The 13,484-nt window shown below is 67.3% G+C and carries 14 protein-coding genes; 13 read left to right on the forward strand and 1 reads right to left on the reverse strand.

All coding sequences use genetic code 11. The features are described 5' to 3' along the window. Positions 1-34: 34 nt before the first annotated feature. The 13 genes from Ga0102493_RS10670 (at position 35) to Ga0102493_RS10730 (ending at position 12,477) form a co-directional block, all read left to right on the forward strand. Entirely contained in the window at positions 35-307 is a 273-nt protein-coding gene (locus Ga0102493_RS10670; RefSeq protein WP_034900616.1) for a BolA family protein, read from the forward strand. Continuing rightward, a complete protein-coding gene (locus Ga0102493_RS10675) occupies positions 304-768 on the forward strand; it encodes an NUDIX hydrolase (RefSeq protein WP_034900614.1) in 465 nt (154 codons plus the stop codon). The genes Ga0102493_RS10670 and Ga0102493_RS10675 overlap by 4 nt, the downstream gene beginning before the upstream one ends. After that, positions 765-1,646, forward strand: a complete 882-nt coding sequence (locus Ga0102493_RS10680; protein WP_034900612.1) for a pirin family protein — start codon at positions 765-767, stop codon at positions 1,644-1,646. Before Ga0102493_RS10675 ends, Ga0102493_RS10680 begins: the two co-directional genes overlap by 4 nt. A gap of 25 nt (positions 1,647-1,671) precedes the next feature. Further along, complete coding sequence (locus Ga0102493_RS10685; RefSeq protein ID WP_034900610.1) at positions 1,672-2,484, forward strand: SDR family NAD(P)-dependent oxidoreductase; 813 nt, start codon at positions 1,672-1,674, stop codon at positions 2,482-2,484. Position 2,485: 1 nt separating this feature from the next. Beyond that, positions 2,486-3,373 carry an alpha/beta fold hydrolase gene (locus Ga0102493_RS10690; RefSeq protein WP_034900608.1) on the forward strand — a complete coding sequence of 296 codons (888 nt, stop codon included), beginning with the start codon at positions 2,486-2,488 and terminating at the stop codon, positions 3,371-3,373. A 78-nt stretch (positions 3,374-3,451) separates the two neighbouring features. Further along, on the forward strand, positions 3,452-4,120 hold the full coding sequence (gene hisG, locus Ga0102493_RS10695) for an ATP phosphoribosyltransferase (RefSeq protein WP_034900633.1): 669 nt from the start codon (positions 3,452-3,454) through the stop codon (positions 4,118-4,120). Next, complete coding sequence (gene hisD / locus Ga0102493_RS10700) at positions 4,120-5,412, forward strand: histidinol dehydrogenase (protein WP_034900607.1); 1,293 nt, start codon at positions 4,120-4,122, stop codon at positions 5,410-5,412. The genes hisG and hisD overlap by 1 nt, the downstream gene beginning before the upstream one ends. Beyond that, a complete protein-coding gene (gene nusB, locus Ga0102493_RS10705) occupies positions 5,409-5,879 on the forward strand; it encodes a transcription antitermination factor NusB (protein WP_034900606.1) in 471 nt (156 codons plus the stop codon). The genes hisD and nusB overlap by 4 nt, the downstream gene beginning before the upstream one ends. Positions 5,880-5,994: 115 nt before the next feature. Next, positions 5,995-6,855 carry a thiamine-phosphate kinase gene (thiL, locus tag Ga0102493_RS10710; protein ID WP_034900605.1) on the forward strand — a complete coding sequence of 287 codons (861 nt, stop codon included), beginning with the start codon at positions 5,995-5,997 and terminating at the stop codon, positions 6,853-6,855. Between the two features lie 221 nt (positions 6,856-7,076). Beyond that, a complete protein-coding gene (locus tag Ga0102493_RS10715) occupies positions 7,077-9,230 on the forward strand; it encodes a sodium-translocating pyrophosphatase (RefSeq protein ID WP_034900632.1) in 2,154 nt (717 codons plus the stop codon). A 214-nt stretch (positions 9,231-9,444) separates the two neighbouring features. Beyond that, positions 9,445-10,635 (forward strand): GNAT family N-acetyltransferase, encoded by a 1,191-nt coding sequence (locus Ga0102493_RS10720; protein ID WP_236922202.1) that lies wholly within the window; start codon positions 9,445-9,447, stop codon positions 10,633-10,635. Continuing rightward, positions 10,632-11,507: a cupin domain-containing protein gene (locus tag Ga0102493_RS10725; protein ID WP_051697475.1), complete on the forward strand. Its 876-nt coding sequence runs from the start codon at positions 10,632-10,634 to the stop codon at positions 11,505-11,507. Before Ga0102493_RS10720 ends, Ga0102493_RS10725 begins: the two co-directional genes overlap by 4 nt. A gap of 46 nt (positions 11,508-11,553) precedes the next feature. Further along, positions 11,554-12,477 (forward strand): acyl-CoA thioesterase, encoded by a 924-nt coding sequence (locus Ga0102493_RS10730; RefSeq protein ID WP_034900603.1) that lies wholly within the window; start codon positions 11,554-11,556, stop codon positions 12,475-12,477. An 81-nt stretch (positions 12,478-12,558) separates the two neighbouring features. On the opposite strand, the gene Ga0102493_RS10735 is transcribed toward Ga0102493_RS10730, so the two are convergent. Then, complete coding sequence (locus Ga0102493_RS10735) at positions 12,559-13,374, reverse strand: universal stress protein (protein WP_034900601.1); 816 nt, start codon at positions 13,372-13,374, stop codon at positions 12,559-12,561. Between the last annotated feature and the right edge of the window lie 110 nt (positions 13,375-13,484).

The following is a 13,484-nucleotide window of genomic DNA, read 5'->3' on the forward strand; positions in this document are numbered from 1 at the left end:
TCCAAGCCAACCAGAGATGCAAAGAGGGAAACACATGGCCGGATCGGTTGCAGAAGAGATGGAAGCAAAGCTGCGCGGGGAATTCGCGCCCACCCGGCTCGAAATCGTCAATGACAGCGCCAAGCATTCGGGCCATTCGGGCGACGATGGCTCGGGCGAATCGCATTTCACCATTGTCATCGAAGCCCCCGCCTTCGCCGAGATGAACCGCCTCGCCCGCCAGCGCGCGGTAATCGCGGCTTTGGGCGACATCGTCGGCGAGCGGGTCCACGCGGTCGCGATCCAGGCCAGCGCGCCGACCGCATGACCAGCGGCGTGAGCGAAGCCGCGTCCGAAAAGCGCCTGCGCCGCTCGGCGCGGCTAATTGTGCTGGCGCCCGGACCCAGGGTGCTCATGTTCCGCTATGACATCCCGGGCCGCGCACCCTTCTGGGTCACGGCGGGCGGCGAATGCGAGCCGGGCGAAAGCTTCGAGGACGCGGCTCGGCGCGAATTGTTCGAGGAAACCGGCATCGTGGCGGACCCCGGCGAACAGATCGCGCGCACCACGCCCGAATTCGTCACCCCCGAGGGCGAACCGGTCCGTGCGGACGAGCGCTATTTCATCGTCCACGTGACCGAACCCGCAATCGACACGTCGCGTCACACCGCGCTCGAACAGGCATGGATGAACGAGCATCGCTGGTTCGCGCTCGAGGAACTGGGCGACTGGCCCGAGGCGCTCTACCCCGAAACCCTGCGCAGCCTGATCAAGGAGAACTTGCCGTGATCACCCAGACCATCACCCCCGTGACCCACGATCTCGGCCAGTTCGAGGTGCGCCGCGCGCTCCCCGCCCGCGAGCGGACCATGGTCGGCCCCTTCATCTTCGTCGACGAATTCGGCCCCGCCGACCTCACCGGCGGCGAAGGCATGGCGGTGCGCCCGCACCCGCACATCAATCTCGCGACGGTCACATGGCTCTTCGAGGGCGCGATCGACCACCGCGACAGCCTCGGCACATTCGCCACGATCCGCCCAGGACAGGTCAACCTGATGACCGCCGGGCGCGGCATCGTCCATTCGGAACGCAGCCCCGAGGCGGAACTGGCGACCAATCCGAAATTGTTCGGGATGCAGACATGGCTTGCCCTCCCCGACGGGCGCGAGGAGATCGACCCCGCCTTCGAGGCGCAGACGGACCTCCCATGGATCGAGGACGGCAATGCGCGTGCCTGCGTCATCATGGGCGAATTGTGGGGCGCGCGCGCGCCGACGACGACCCACGCGGCGACGATCTACGCCGAGATCGTGCTGGGCGCGGGCGGCGCTCTGCCGATCGACGCAGAGGCGGACGAGCGCGCGGTCATGCTGGTCGAGGGCGCGGCCACCATCGACGGCATCGCGCTCACGCCCTATGAACTCGCCGTGCTTGCTCCGGGCAAGGCTATGCGGCTCGCCAGCGACACCGGCGCGCGGGCGATGCTGCTGGGCGGCGAGGCTTTCGCGAGCCAGCGCCACGTGTTCTGGAATTTCGTCTCTTCCAGCCGCGAGCGGATCGAACAGGCGAAACAGGACTGGCGCGAAGGCTGCTTCCCCAAGGTTCCGGGCGATGAGGCGGAATTTATCCCCTTGCCTGACAGGCCCAAGACCGTCAGCTATCCGTAAAACGAGAGCTTTCGGGAGGGATTTCATGGACTATGCGGGCAGGACCGCCTGGATCACGGGCGCGTCTTCGGGGATCGGCGCGGCTCTGGCACACGACATTGCGGGACGCGGCGCGAATGTCGTGCTGTCGGGCCGGGACGAGGCGCGGCTGGAGGCGGTGGCCAAGGATTGCGGCGAAGCGCTCGTCCTCCCCTTCGACGTGCGCGACGAGGCGGCTCTGGCCGATGCGACCGCGAAGGCCATCGCGTGGAAGGGCGGCGTCGACCTCGCCTTTGCCAATGCGGGCGTTTCGCAGCGGAGCCGTGCGCTCAAGACCTCGATGCAGGTCTATCGCGACATCATCGACATCGATTTGACCGCCCAGATCGCCTTTTCGCAGGGGCTGATCGGCCACATGACCGAGCGCGGGAGCGGCGCGCTCGCCTTCGTTTCCTCCATCGCAGGCAAAGTCGGCGTGCCGATGCGCACCGCTTATTGCGCGGTCAAGTTCGGCCTCGCGGGCTATGCCGACGCGCTGCGCGCCGAATTGTCGCAGACCGGCGTCAGCGTTCACGTGATCTATCCCGGATCGGTCGCGACCGATGTCGCGAAGAACGCGCTCGTCGCCGACGGATCGAAGCGCGGGCGCAGCGACCGGGCGATCGACGAGGGTATTCCCGCGCCCGACGCGGCGAAGACCATGCTCGATGAAATCGCCGCCGGCACGCGCGAGATCATCGTCGCGCAGGGCATGGAAGCGGGCATGGGCGAAATGCGCCGCACGCCCGATCAACTCTTCGACCAGGTCGCGGCGATGGTGGCGAACGGCTACATGGAAAAACTCGAGGCGGAGGGCTGAAATGGAGCAGAAGCGGGTAGAACTGGCGAACGGGATTCACCTCGACATCGTCGACGAGGGACCGACCGATGCGCCCGTGCTGATCTTCCTCCACGGCTTTCCCGAAAGCCACAGGACGTGGCGCCACCAGATCCGGCATTTCTCGAAAAGCTTCCGCTGCATCGCGCCCGACCAGCGCGGCTATCGCGGTTCGTCCAAGCCGCAGGAGGTCGAGGCCTACACGCCCGACAAGCTGATCGGCGACGTCTTCCTGCTCGCGGACGCGCTCGGCATCGCGAAATTCACAATCGTCGGCCACGACTGGGGCGGCGCGATCGCGTGGGGCGTGGCGTTGGGAGGGCAGCACATGCGGGTCGAACGCGCGGTGATCGCCAACGCCCCGCACCCGCAGATCTTCCAGCGCCTGCTCTACACCAACCCGCAGCAGCGCGAGGCGAGCCAGTATATCCGCGGCTTTCGCGATTCCGCCAACGATCCGCTGGTCAAGGAGCACGGGCTGACCGGCCTGCTGCTGAAGGAGGTCAAGTGGGACCGCCCCGACGCGATGGAGGCGGAGGAACGGGACGCGCTGCTGCGCGACTGGCAGAACCGCGACGCGGCGTTCGGGATGCTCAATTATTACCGCGCCTCGCCCATCGACGTGCCGGAAATGGACGCGCCCTACGAACTGCCCGAAGGCTACACGGCGCCCGACCTGCCCAAACTGACCATCCCGACGCTCGTCATCTGGGCGCTCGATGACCTTGCCCTGCCCCCGGAGAATCTCGATGGGCTGGAGGAGATCGTCGATCCGCTGACGATCGTGCGGGTTCCCGATTGCGGGCATTTCGTGCCGTGGGAAGCGCCGGACGCGGTTAACCGGGCGATGGAGGAATTCCTCGGCGGCTAGCCGGGCGCGCCCGCGGTCCCGCGCACCCGGCCAAGCGTTATTGCCCTTTCCCGGCCGAGTGCCTAGATGCGCGGCTCCATGACAAGCCGACTGACTTTCGCCGTGCCCAAGGGGCGCATCCTCGACGAGGCGCTGCCCGTGATGGCGCGCGCCGGGATCGTGCCCGAGGATGGCTTTCACGATCCTGCGAACCGCGCGCTCTCCTTTGCCACGCAGCGCGCCGATATCGGCCTTATCCGCGTGCGCGCCTTCGATGTCGCGACTTTCGTCGCCCATGGCGCGGCGCAGGCGGGGATCGTCGGCTCGGACGTGGTCGAGGAATTCGATTATGACGACCTGTACGCGCCCGTCGATCTCGATATCGGCCATTGCCGCCTGTCGGTCGCGAGGCTGGCCGAGGACGAAGGCGTCGATAATGGCGCGAGCCACCTGCGCGTCGCGACCAAGTACCCGAACCTCACCCGCCGCCATTTCGAGGCCGCGGGCGTGCAGGCCGAATGCGTCAAGCTCAATGGCGCGATGGAGCTTGCGCCGTCACTGGGCCTTGCGCGGCGGATCGTCGATCTCGTCTCGACCGGGCGCACGCTCAAGCAGAACGGGCTGGTCGAAACGAGCCGGATCCTCGACATTTCCGCGCGTCTCATCGTCAATCGCGCCGCTTTGAAGACCGACCCGCGCGTCGCCGAACTGGTCGCCGCCTTCCGCAAGGAAGCCGAAGCGCGCAGAAACGCGGAGGTCGCAGCCTGATGCAGATGCTTTCGACACTCGACCCCGATTTCGAGGCGCGCTTTGCCCGGATAGTCGCAGATCGGCGCGAATCCACCGATGACGTCGCGGCAAGCGTTGCCTCGATCCTTTCCGCCGTGAAGAGCCGCGGCGACGAGGCGCTGATCGAATACACCGCGCGTTTCGACCATTACGACATCGCGACGGACAGCGACTGGACGATCGCGCCCGAAGCCTGCGAGGCGGCTTACAAGGCGCTCGATGCGGAGCTGCGCGAGGCGCTCGACCTCGCCGCGGCGCGCATCCGGGCCTATCATGCGGCGCAGCTGCCCGAGGACCGCGACTACACCGACGATGCGGGCGTGCGGCTGGGCGCGATCTGGCGGGCGGTTGATGCGGCCGGGCTGTATGTGCCGGGCGGGCGAGCGGCCTATCCCTCCTCGTTGCTGATGAACGCGATACCGGCCAAGGTCGCAGGGGTCGAACGGCTCGCGATCTGCACCCCGACACCGCGCGGAAAGACCAACGACCTCGTCCTTGCCGCCGCCCATGTCGCGGGCGTAGACGAAATCTGGCGCGTCGGCGGCGCGCAGGCGGTCGGCGCGTTCGCCTATGGCACGGACCGGATCGGCGCGGTCGATGTCATCACCGGCCCCGGCAATGCCTATGTCGCGGAGGCCAAGCGCCAGCTTTACGGCGTGGTCGGGATCGACATGGTCGCGGGGCCTTCCGAAATCCTCGTCATCGCCGACAAGGACAACGATCCCGACTGGATCGCCGCCGACCTGCTGTCACAGGCCGAACACGATCCGACCTCGCAATCCATCCTGATCACCGACGATGCCGGTTTCGCCGCGCTGGTGGACGACTGCGTCACCGTGCAGACCAGCCAGCTTTCAACCGAGGCGGTCGCGCGCGAAAGCTGGGAGACGAACGGCGTCATCATCGTGGTCGAGGATCTCGCACGCGAAGCCCCGCCGCTCGCCGACCGGCTGGCGGCCGAACATGTCGAACTCGCCATTGCCGAACCCGAAAGCATGCTGCGCGAAATCCGCCATGCGGGCAGCGTCTTTCTCGGCCGGATGACGCCCGAGGCGATAGGCGATTATGTCGGCGGGCCGAACCACGTCCTTCCCACCGGACGCCGCGCGCGTTTCTCGAGCGGGCTTTCGGTGCTCGACTTCATGAAGCGCACCAGCTTTCTCGAGGTGAACGAAGCCGCCTTCGCTCGAATCGGCCCGGCGGCCGCGACCCTTGCCCATGCCGAAGGGCTGCCCGCCCATGCCCGCTCGGTCGAATTGAGGCGCAAATGACCACCCGGAACCCCCGTTCGCAGGCGCGCTCCAGCGCCCGCCTTGCCGCCGTGCAGGCGCTTTACCAGCAGCAGATGGAAAAGACCCCTCTCCCCCGCCTGCTCGACGAATTCCACCAGCACCGGCTCGGCCGGACGGTCGACGACGACGAGCATGGCGATGCGGTCTATGCCGAGGCGGAGGTCGCCTTTTTCGACGACATCGTGCGCGGCGTCGATGCGCGCCGGGCCGAGATCGACGAGGCGCTGAGCGCCCGCCTGGCGAGCGGGTGGACGCTCGCCCGGCTCGACAAGACCATGCTCCAGGTCCTGCGCGCGGGCGCCTATGAACTGATCGCCCGCACGGACGTGCCGGCAGGGGCGGCGATCAACGAATATGTCGATGTAGCAAAAGCGTTTTTCGACGACCGGGAGGCGAAATTCGTGAACGGAATCCTCGACGCCCTCGCCCGCGAGGTGCGCGGTTAGTTTCCCTGCACTTGCGTGCGACGATCCGGCACTTGCACGCTTACGCCTTCCCCTCCTTTTCCATACGGTTTATGATCCTGTCACGATAGGATTGTATTGGGATGGGGTCGCAATCATGAACGAGCTGGATTTTGTCACCGCGCTTCGCAGCCTTCCGCTGCATCCCGGGGCGCAGGGGCTGCGCGATGATTGCGCCCTGATCGAGATCGGCGACGAGGTGCTGGTCATCAACATGGATTCGATGGCCGAGGACACCCATTGGCGGCCCAGCGCCGACCTTGCGGATGTCGCGTGGAAGCTCGTCGCGCTCAACCTGTCGGACATTGCGAGCAAGGGAGCCGAACCGGTCGGCGTGCTGCTGGGCTATGCGCTGGGCGGCGACGAGGACAATCGTTTCCTTGCCGGCCTCGCCGATGCGCTGACCGAATTCGACGTGCCGCTGCTTGGCGGGGACACGATCGCGACCACGGGGGCGAGCACCTTTTCCATCACCGCGATCGGGCGCGCGACCTGCCGCCCGGTCCCTTCGCGCACCAATGCGACCGCGGGTGAGGCGCTGTTCGTCACCGGTTCGCTGGGACGCGCCATGCTTGGTTTCGAGGGCGACAAGAACCATCTCGACGCGTTCAATCGCCCCCGCCCGCGCCTTGCCGAGGGTATTGCGCTCGCGCCCGTCGCCGGGGCGATGATGGACATTTCGGACGGCCTGCTGCTCGATGCCTATCGCATGGCAGAGGCGAGCGATGTCACCGTCGTGATCGATCCGCAGCTCGTGCCCGTAGCCGCATCCGACAGGCTCGACGACTGCATGCGCTGGGGCGACGATTACGAATTGCTCTTCACCGCCAGCTGGGACGCGGAACTGCCGGTCGACGCGGTTCGCATCGGCTGCATAGAGGAAGCGGGCGAGGCGCCGCTGATGCTCGGCGCGTCGAGCTTCACCGATCCGGACGCGCTCGGTTACCAGCACGGCTGACGCGTCTGCGGCGACGGCGCGCGCGTTCCCACGTCATGAAATCCCCCGCCTTGCCGGGGCTGGCGACGGTTAAGGGCTTGCCACGATTCGTGCGTGCCATAGACTGACCCCTCGCAGCCCCCGCTGCGCGTGGTAGGACCAGGGAAGGACGGGGGCAGCCATTCCCTCATGGACTCCGGCAAGAACCGGGGCGTTTCCTACGTCAGGAGAGGGGATTGATCGTGGAGCTTGTCTACATATCGATAGGGCTGGGATTGCTCGCCGTGGTCTACGGCTTCGTCACCAGCCGCCAGGTGCTCAGCGCGAGCGCGGGCAATGCGAAAATGCAGGAAATCGCCGGGGCGATCCAGGAGGGCGCGCAGGCCTATCTCAACCGGCAATACACGACGATCGGCATCGTCGGCGTGGTGGTCGCGGTGCTGGTGGGGGCGTTTCTGGGGATAGTGCCCGCGATCGGATTTCTCATCGGCGCGGTCCTGTCGGGCGTCGCCGGCTATATCGGCATGAACATCTCGGTGCGCGCGAATGTCCGCACGGCGCAGGCGGCGAGCACCGGCTTGCAGGAGGGCCTCACCCTCGCCTTTCGCGCGGGCGCCGTCACGGGCATGCTGGTCGCGGGCCTCGCCCTGCTTGCCATCGCGGTGTTCTTTGCCGTGCTGATCGGCCCCGTCGGCCTTGCGCCCAATGACCGGATCGTGATCGACGGGCTGGTCGGCCTCGCTTTCGGAGCCTCGCTGATCTCGATCTTCGCGCGGCTGGGCGGCGGGATCTTCACCAAGGCCGCCGATGTCGGCGCCGACCTTGTCGGCAAGGTCGAAGCGGGCATCCCCGAGGATGACCCGCGCAACCCCGCCGTGATCGCGGACAATGTCGGCGACAATGTCGGAGACTGCGCCGGGATGGCCGCCGACCTGTTCGAGACCTACGTGGTCACGGTCGGCGCGACCATGGTGCTGACGGCGCTGCTGCTGCCCGATGTCGGCGACCTGCTGCTGCCGCTGATGGCATTGCCGCTGCTGATCGGGGGCGCGTGCATCGTCACCTCGATCATCGGGACCTATTTCGTGAGGCTCGGAGGCGGGACCAACGTGATGGGGGCCATGTACAAGGGCTTCATCGTCACCGCCGTGCTCGCCGTGCCGCTGATCTGGCTGGTCACGCAATATGCGCTGGGCGGCGTCGGGATCGACATGGGCACGGTGCTCAACCCGCAGACGCTGGCCGCCGGTGAAACCGCTACGCTGGGCGAAGCGCCGATGGTCGAGTTTACCGGGACCGCCCTGTTCGGATGCGCGCTCATCGGCCTGGCTCTGACGGGCATCATCATCTGGATCACCGAGTATTACACCGGCACCGCCTATCGCCCGGTCCGCTCGATCGCCAAGGCCTCGGAAACGGGCCACGGCACCAACGTGATCCAGGGCCTTGCGATCAGCCTTGAATCGACCGCGCTGCCCACGCTCGCGATCATCGCGGCGATCATCGGGGCCTACCAGCTCGCCGGGCTGATCGGCCTTGCCTATGGCGCGACCGCGATGCTGGCGCTGGCCGGGATGGTCGTGGCGCTCGATGCCTATGGTCCTGTCACCGACAATGCCGGCGGCATCGCCGAGATGGCGGGGCTCGATGACAGCGTGCGCGAGAAGACCGACCTCCTCGATGCGGTCGGCAACACGACCAAAGCGGTGACGAAAGGCTATGCGATCGGCTCCGCCGGGCTTGCAGCGCTCGTCCTGTTCGCGGCCTACACCGCGGATCTGGGCGAGTTCTTTCCCGATGCGGACGTCGATTTCAGCCTCGAGAACCCTTACGTCATCGTCGGCCTGCTGCTGGGCGCGCTGCTGCCCTACCTGTTCGGCGCGATGGGGATGACCGCGGTCGGCCGCGCTGCCGGAGACGTCGTCACCGACGTGCGCGAACAGTTCGCGGGTGATCCGGGGATCATGGCGGGGACCAGCCGCCCCGACTATGCCCGGACGGTCGATCTCGTCACGAAGGCCGCGATCAAGGAAATGATCCTGCCCTCGCTGCTACCGGTGCTTGCGCCGATCGTGGTCTATTTCGTGATCACGGCGCTTGCGGGGCAGGAGAACGGCTTTGCCGCCCTGGGCGCGCTGCTGCTCGGCGTGATCGTGGGCGGGCTGTTCGTCGCGCTCTCCATGACCGCAGGCGGCGGGGCGTGGGACAATGCCAAGAAATACATCGAGGACGGCCATCACGGCGGCAAGGGCTCCGAAGCCCACAAGGCCGCGGTGACAGGCGACACGGTGGGCGATCCCTACAAGGACACGGCGGGTCCCGCGGTGAACCCGATGATCAAGATTACCAACATCGTCGCCCTGCTCCTGCTCGCCGCGCTGGCCGGAGCGCAGTGAGCGACCGGGCGAAGGCACGGCAGACCCCGCCGGGCGCAGCGTTCGGCTGGGTCCGCGTTTAGCGCGAGGTTAAGCTTACCCTCGCGCTAATGTCCCTTTCGCGGACAACACCCATCTCGGCCCGCGCGCGCCGGACCGCCTCGTGGCATGATGCGCTGTCGATGCGGCGGTTGTCGCTGCACGTGGCAAACGGGACGGGTATCACGCGATGGACATGGCGCATTCGCCAAGGCTGGCATGGGAGCGCGGGGCCGCGACCGCGCAGACGCGCGCGCCCGCCGCCGATCGCCCCCCTGCCCGCATCGCGATCATCGATCCAGCGGCGCTGGGCGAGCCGTCCTTTCGCGCAAGGTGGGAAATGCTCGCGCGCGAGGCGGCCGAGCCCAATCCCTTTCTCGAACCGTGGTTCCTGCTGCCCGGCCTTGCCCGCTGGGGCAAGGCGGGCCGGGCGACGATCAAGGCCTTCTTCATCGGCGAAAGGCTGTGCGGGCTCTACCCGGTGGTCCGGGCGCAGCGTTCTTACGGCTATCCTGTGGCCCATGCGACCGGCTGGCTCCACGCCAATGCGTTCTGCGGCACGCCGCTCGTCGCGCGCGGGTTCGAGCATGCGTTCTGGCGCGCGCTCTTCGCCCATTTCGACCGTTCGGCACGGCGCGCGCTGTTCCTGCACGTGCCGATGATGCCCGAACGCGGTCCGGTCGGCGAAGCCCTGGAGGAGGTGCTGGCCGAACAGGGCCGTGCGCGCACGCTCGCGAGGCGCGAAAGTCGCGCCATGCTCGCCTCGGATGCCGGCCCGGCGGCCTATCTCGAAATCTCGATGACCGCCAAGAAACGCAAGGAGCTGCGCCGCCAGCATGCGCGCCTCGCCGAACTGGGCGACCTCACCTTCGAGCGCTGCGAAGGCGACGAGCGCATCGCGCACTGGACCCGCGAATTCCTCGCGCTCGAAGCGTCGGGGTGGAAGGGCGAAGCCGGCTCGGCACTCGCCAGCCATGCCGATACGACCGGCTTCTTCGCCGAAACGCTGGCGGGCGCGGCTGCGGCTGGGCGGCTCGAACGGCTCGCGCTGAGACTCGACGGAGCGCCGGTCGCTATGCTCGCCAATTTCCTCTGCCCGCCCGCCGCGTTCAGCTTCAAGACTGCCTTCGATGAACGCTTCGCGCGCTTTTCGCCCGGCCTGCTGCTGCAGCTCGAAAACCTCGCCCTGATGGAACGGCCCGGGATCGAATGGGCCGACAGCTGCGCGGCCGAGGGCCATTCCATGATCGAGCGGCTGTGGCGCGAGAAGCGCACGCTGGCGAGCCACAACATCGCGATCGCCGGTCGCCCGCGCAGAGCGCTCTATGGTGCGCTGATGCGATGGGAAAATCGCCGCCGCATAATCCGCCCCGGGAGGCCCGAATGAACGCACCCTATCGCCGCTTCGAACCGAGCGTGCAGCCGGTATTCGACGACAAGGCCCGGCGCGTCTTCGCCGCGCATTACCCCGAACAGCCGCACCGGCTCGAACACGGCCTTGCCCGCCACCCGCTGCTCGAGATCCCGGCGCTGGCCGAACTCGCAGCGCGGCTGCCTTCGGCAAGCGTCGAATACAATCGCGGCGACGTTCCCGTGGGGGTCGCGGGCAAGCCCGGCCCGACGGGCCTTTCGATCACCGAGACCATCCTCAAGATCGCGCGCACGAACAGCTGGGCGGTGCTCAAGAATGTGGAACGCGTGCCCTCCTACGCCGCGCTGTTGCAGGACCTGCTGGGCGAACTCGCCTCCGAAATCGAGGCGAAGACGGGCGAGGTGATGGACCCGCAGGCCTTCATCTTCATCTCGAGCCCGAATGCGGTGACGCCCTATCACTTCGATCCCGAACACAACCTCCTGCTGCAGGTCGCAGGGTCCAAGGTGATGACCCAGTTCCCGGCGGGCGATCCCCGTTTCGCCCCCGACGAGGCGCACGAACAATACCACCTGGGCGGCCCGCGCGAACTCGAATGGGACGACGCCTTCCTCGAACACGGACTTCAGTTCCCGCTGCGCCCCGGAGAGGCGGTGCATGTCCCCGTCATGGCACCCCATTTCGTGCGCAATGGCCCACAAAACTCGGTCTCGCTGTCGATCACCTGGCGTTCCGAATGGAGCCATGGGGAAAGCGATGCGCGCTGCTTCAACGGTCTCGTGCGGCGCATCGGGCTTTCTCCGAGGGCGCCCGGCCGCTGGCCGCACCGCGCGCCGGGCAAGGCGCTCGCCTGGCGGGCATGGCGCAGGCTCTTCGCGCGCGGCTGACGCGCCTGCTTGACCTTGGCGCGCGGGCGCAGCATTGCCCGGCTCCATGAACGACACGCCCTCTCCCGAAGATCTCGTCGCCGGTCTCGTCCAGCTGCTTCGCGTCGAGAAGCGCGCCGCCGACGTCTATCTCGGCCGCGCGCAGAAAGGCGGCGTCGGCCGGGTGTTCGGCGGGCAGGTGCTGGCACAGGCGCTGATGGCGGCGCAGGGGTCGATCCCTGCAGGCAAGGTCGCCCATTCGCTCCACGCCTATTTCCTGCGCGGCGGGCGCGAGGGTTCGGGGATCGAATACCGCATCGCGCGCGATTTCGACGGAAGGAGCTTCGCCAATCGCCGCGTCGTCGCCGCGCAGGAGAACGAGGACGGGTCGTGTACCCCGATCCTGAACCTCACCGCCAGTTTCCAGACGCCCGAGGACGGCCTCGAACATTGCGACGCGCCGATGCCCGACGTTGCCGGGCCGGAGGAGCTGAAGCCCGACATCGCAACCCGCCGCGAACTCGCCGAGGCGATGGGCGACCGGCTCGACGAGGCGCAGCGCGCGGTGATGCTGCGTCCGCGCCCGATCGAGATGCGCACATTGGACCAGCTCCACTGGATGAGCCGCGAGCCACGGAGCCCTCGCGCCCACACCTGGTTTCGCACCGTCGCGGCCCTCCCCGACGACCCGCTGCTTCACCGCGCGGTGATCACCTATGCGAGCGACTATACGCTGCTGGGCACGAGCGCGCTGCCGCATGGCCTGTCGTGGATGCGGGGCGAACTTGTCGGCGCGAGCCTCGATCACGCGATCTGGTTCCACCGGGAAGCACGTGCGGACGAATGGCTGCTCTATGCGACCGATGCGCCCTGGTCGGGCGGCGGCCGCGGCTTCAACCGGGGGCGGATCTTCGACCGCGAGGGGCGGCTGGTGGCAAGCGTCGCTCAGGAGGGCATGATGAGGAAGCGGCGCCCGAAGAAGGGCGAGTAGCCCCCCTCCCCGGGCCGCACGCGCGACAGCGCACCCCCGGCGCTGGCGAGGAAGCCGGATCGCGGCTGCGATGCAGATAAGCTAATGCGCCAGCAGGATCGGCAGCTGCGGGTCGGTCAGGCTCCGCCGCGTGACACCGCCCAGCAGCATCTCGGCCAGCCGCGAATGACCGTAGGCACCCATCACCATCCAGCCGCAATCGCGCATCTGCGCCGCCGAGAAGAGCGTGTCGGAGATCTTCGCCTCCCCGCGCGGAATCTCGATGATCTCCGACGAAATGCCGTGGCGGCTGAGATATTTCCCGCCTTCGGTGGGCGGGAAGTCGAACCGCTCGCGCTCGGAATCTTCCGACACGGTGGCGAGATAGACCTTGGAGGCGTGCCTGAGCAGAGGCACCGCGGCGCGCAGCGCGACGCAGGCCTCGCTCGATCCGTTCCACGCGACCAGCACCGGGCCGCTCACATTCAGCTGCTTGGTCGCCTTGGGCACGACCAGCACCGGCGCGGGTGCCTTCAGCACCAGTTCGCCGACCATGGCGGACGGCCCGCGCCCTTCCTCGCCGACATCGTTCGGCCCGACGAGGATCACGTCATGCAGCGCCGATTGTTCGAGCAGGCGCGTCTCGGCCATGCCGTACATGAACCGCCATTCGAACGAGACGCCCTCGTTTTCGAGATCCTTCTCGATCTCGCTGCGCAATTCCTCGGCCGCTTCCTTGATCTTGGGCATCGCGGCAGCAAGCGCCGAGCCATAGAAATCGCCCGGCGCGAAGACCTCGTAGCTGACCGCCTGCAGGCAGGTGATATGGGCGTCGCACGAACGGGCAATGTCGAGCGCGACCTGCATGCGCGCCTCCATGCAGCTGTCGCCTTCGATATGCAGCAGAACCGATTTCATGAGCCTGTCTCCCTCCAGATGCCCCGCTTGTGCCCCCGCCAGGGGCGCGCTGCCTTGACGAAGATCAATTTTCACCGCGGACGCCGCGCTTTGCAACACGCATCGGCGGC

The organism is Erythrobacter litoralis (genome assembly GCF_001719165.1).
Lineage (GTDB): Bacteria > Pseudomonadota > Alphaproteobacteria > Sphingomonadales > Sphingomonadaceae > Erythrobacter > Erythrobacter litoralis.

What these genes read in the sequence shown, in the direction of transcription:
- Ga0102493_RS10685 (WP_034900610.1), top strand. Translation starts at nt 1,672, where the DNA reads ATGGACTATGCGGGCAGGACCGCCTGGATCACGGGCGCGTCTTCGGGG.
- hisG (WP_034900633.1), top strand. Translation starts at nt 3,452, where the DNA reads ATGACAAGCCGACTGACTTTCGCCGTGCCCAAGGGGCGCATCCTCGAC.
- Ga0102493_RS10730 (WP_034900603.1), top strand. Translation starts at nt 11,554, where the DNA reads ATGAACGACACGCCCTCTCCCGAAGATCTCGTCGCCGGTCTCGTCCAG.
- Ga0102493_RS10720 (WP_236922202.1), top strand. Translation starts at nt 9,445, where the DNA reads ATGGCGCATTCGCCAAGGCTGGCATGGGAGCGCGGGGCCGCGACCGCG.
- Ga0102493_RS10675 (WP_034900614.1), top strand. Translation starts at nt 304, where the DNA reads ATGACCAGCGGCGTGAGCGAAGCCGCGTCCGAAAAGCGCCTGCGCCGC.
- thiL (WP_034900605.1), top strand. Translation starts at nt 5,995, where the DNA reads ATGAACGAGCTGGATTTTGTCACCGCGCTTCGCAGCCTTCCGCTGCAT.
- Ga0102493_RS10670 (WP_034900616.1), top strand. Translation starts at nt 35, where the DNA reads ATGGCCGGATCGGTTGCAGAAGAGATGGAAGCAAAGCTGCGCGGGGAA.
- nusB (WP_034900606.1), top strand. Translation starts at nt 5,409, where the DNA reads ATGACCACCCGGAACCCCCGTTCGCAGGCGCGCTCCAGCGCCCGCCTT.
- Ga0102493_RS10735 (WP_034900601.1), bottom strand. Translation starts at nt 13,374, where the DNA reads ATGAAATCGGTTCTGCTGCATATCGAAGGCGACAGCTGCATGGAGGCG.
- hisD (WP_034900607.1), top strand. Translation starts at nt 4,120, where the DNA reads ATGCAGATGCTTTCGACACTCGACCCCGATTTCGAGGCGCGCTTTGCC.
- Ga0102493_RS10690 (WP_034900608.1), top strand. Translation starts at nt 2,486, where the DNA reads ATGGAGCAGAAGCGGGTAGAACTGGCGAACGGGATTCACCTCGACATC.
- Ga0102493_RS10725 (WP_051697475.1), top strand. Translation starts at nt 10,632, where the DNA reads ATGAACGCACCCTATCGCCGCTTCGAACCGAGCGTGCAGCCGGTATTC.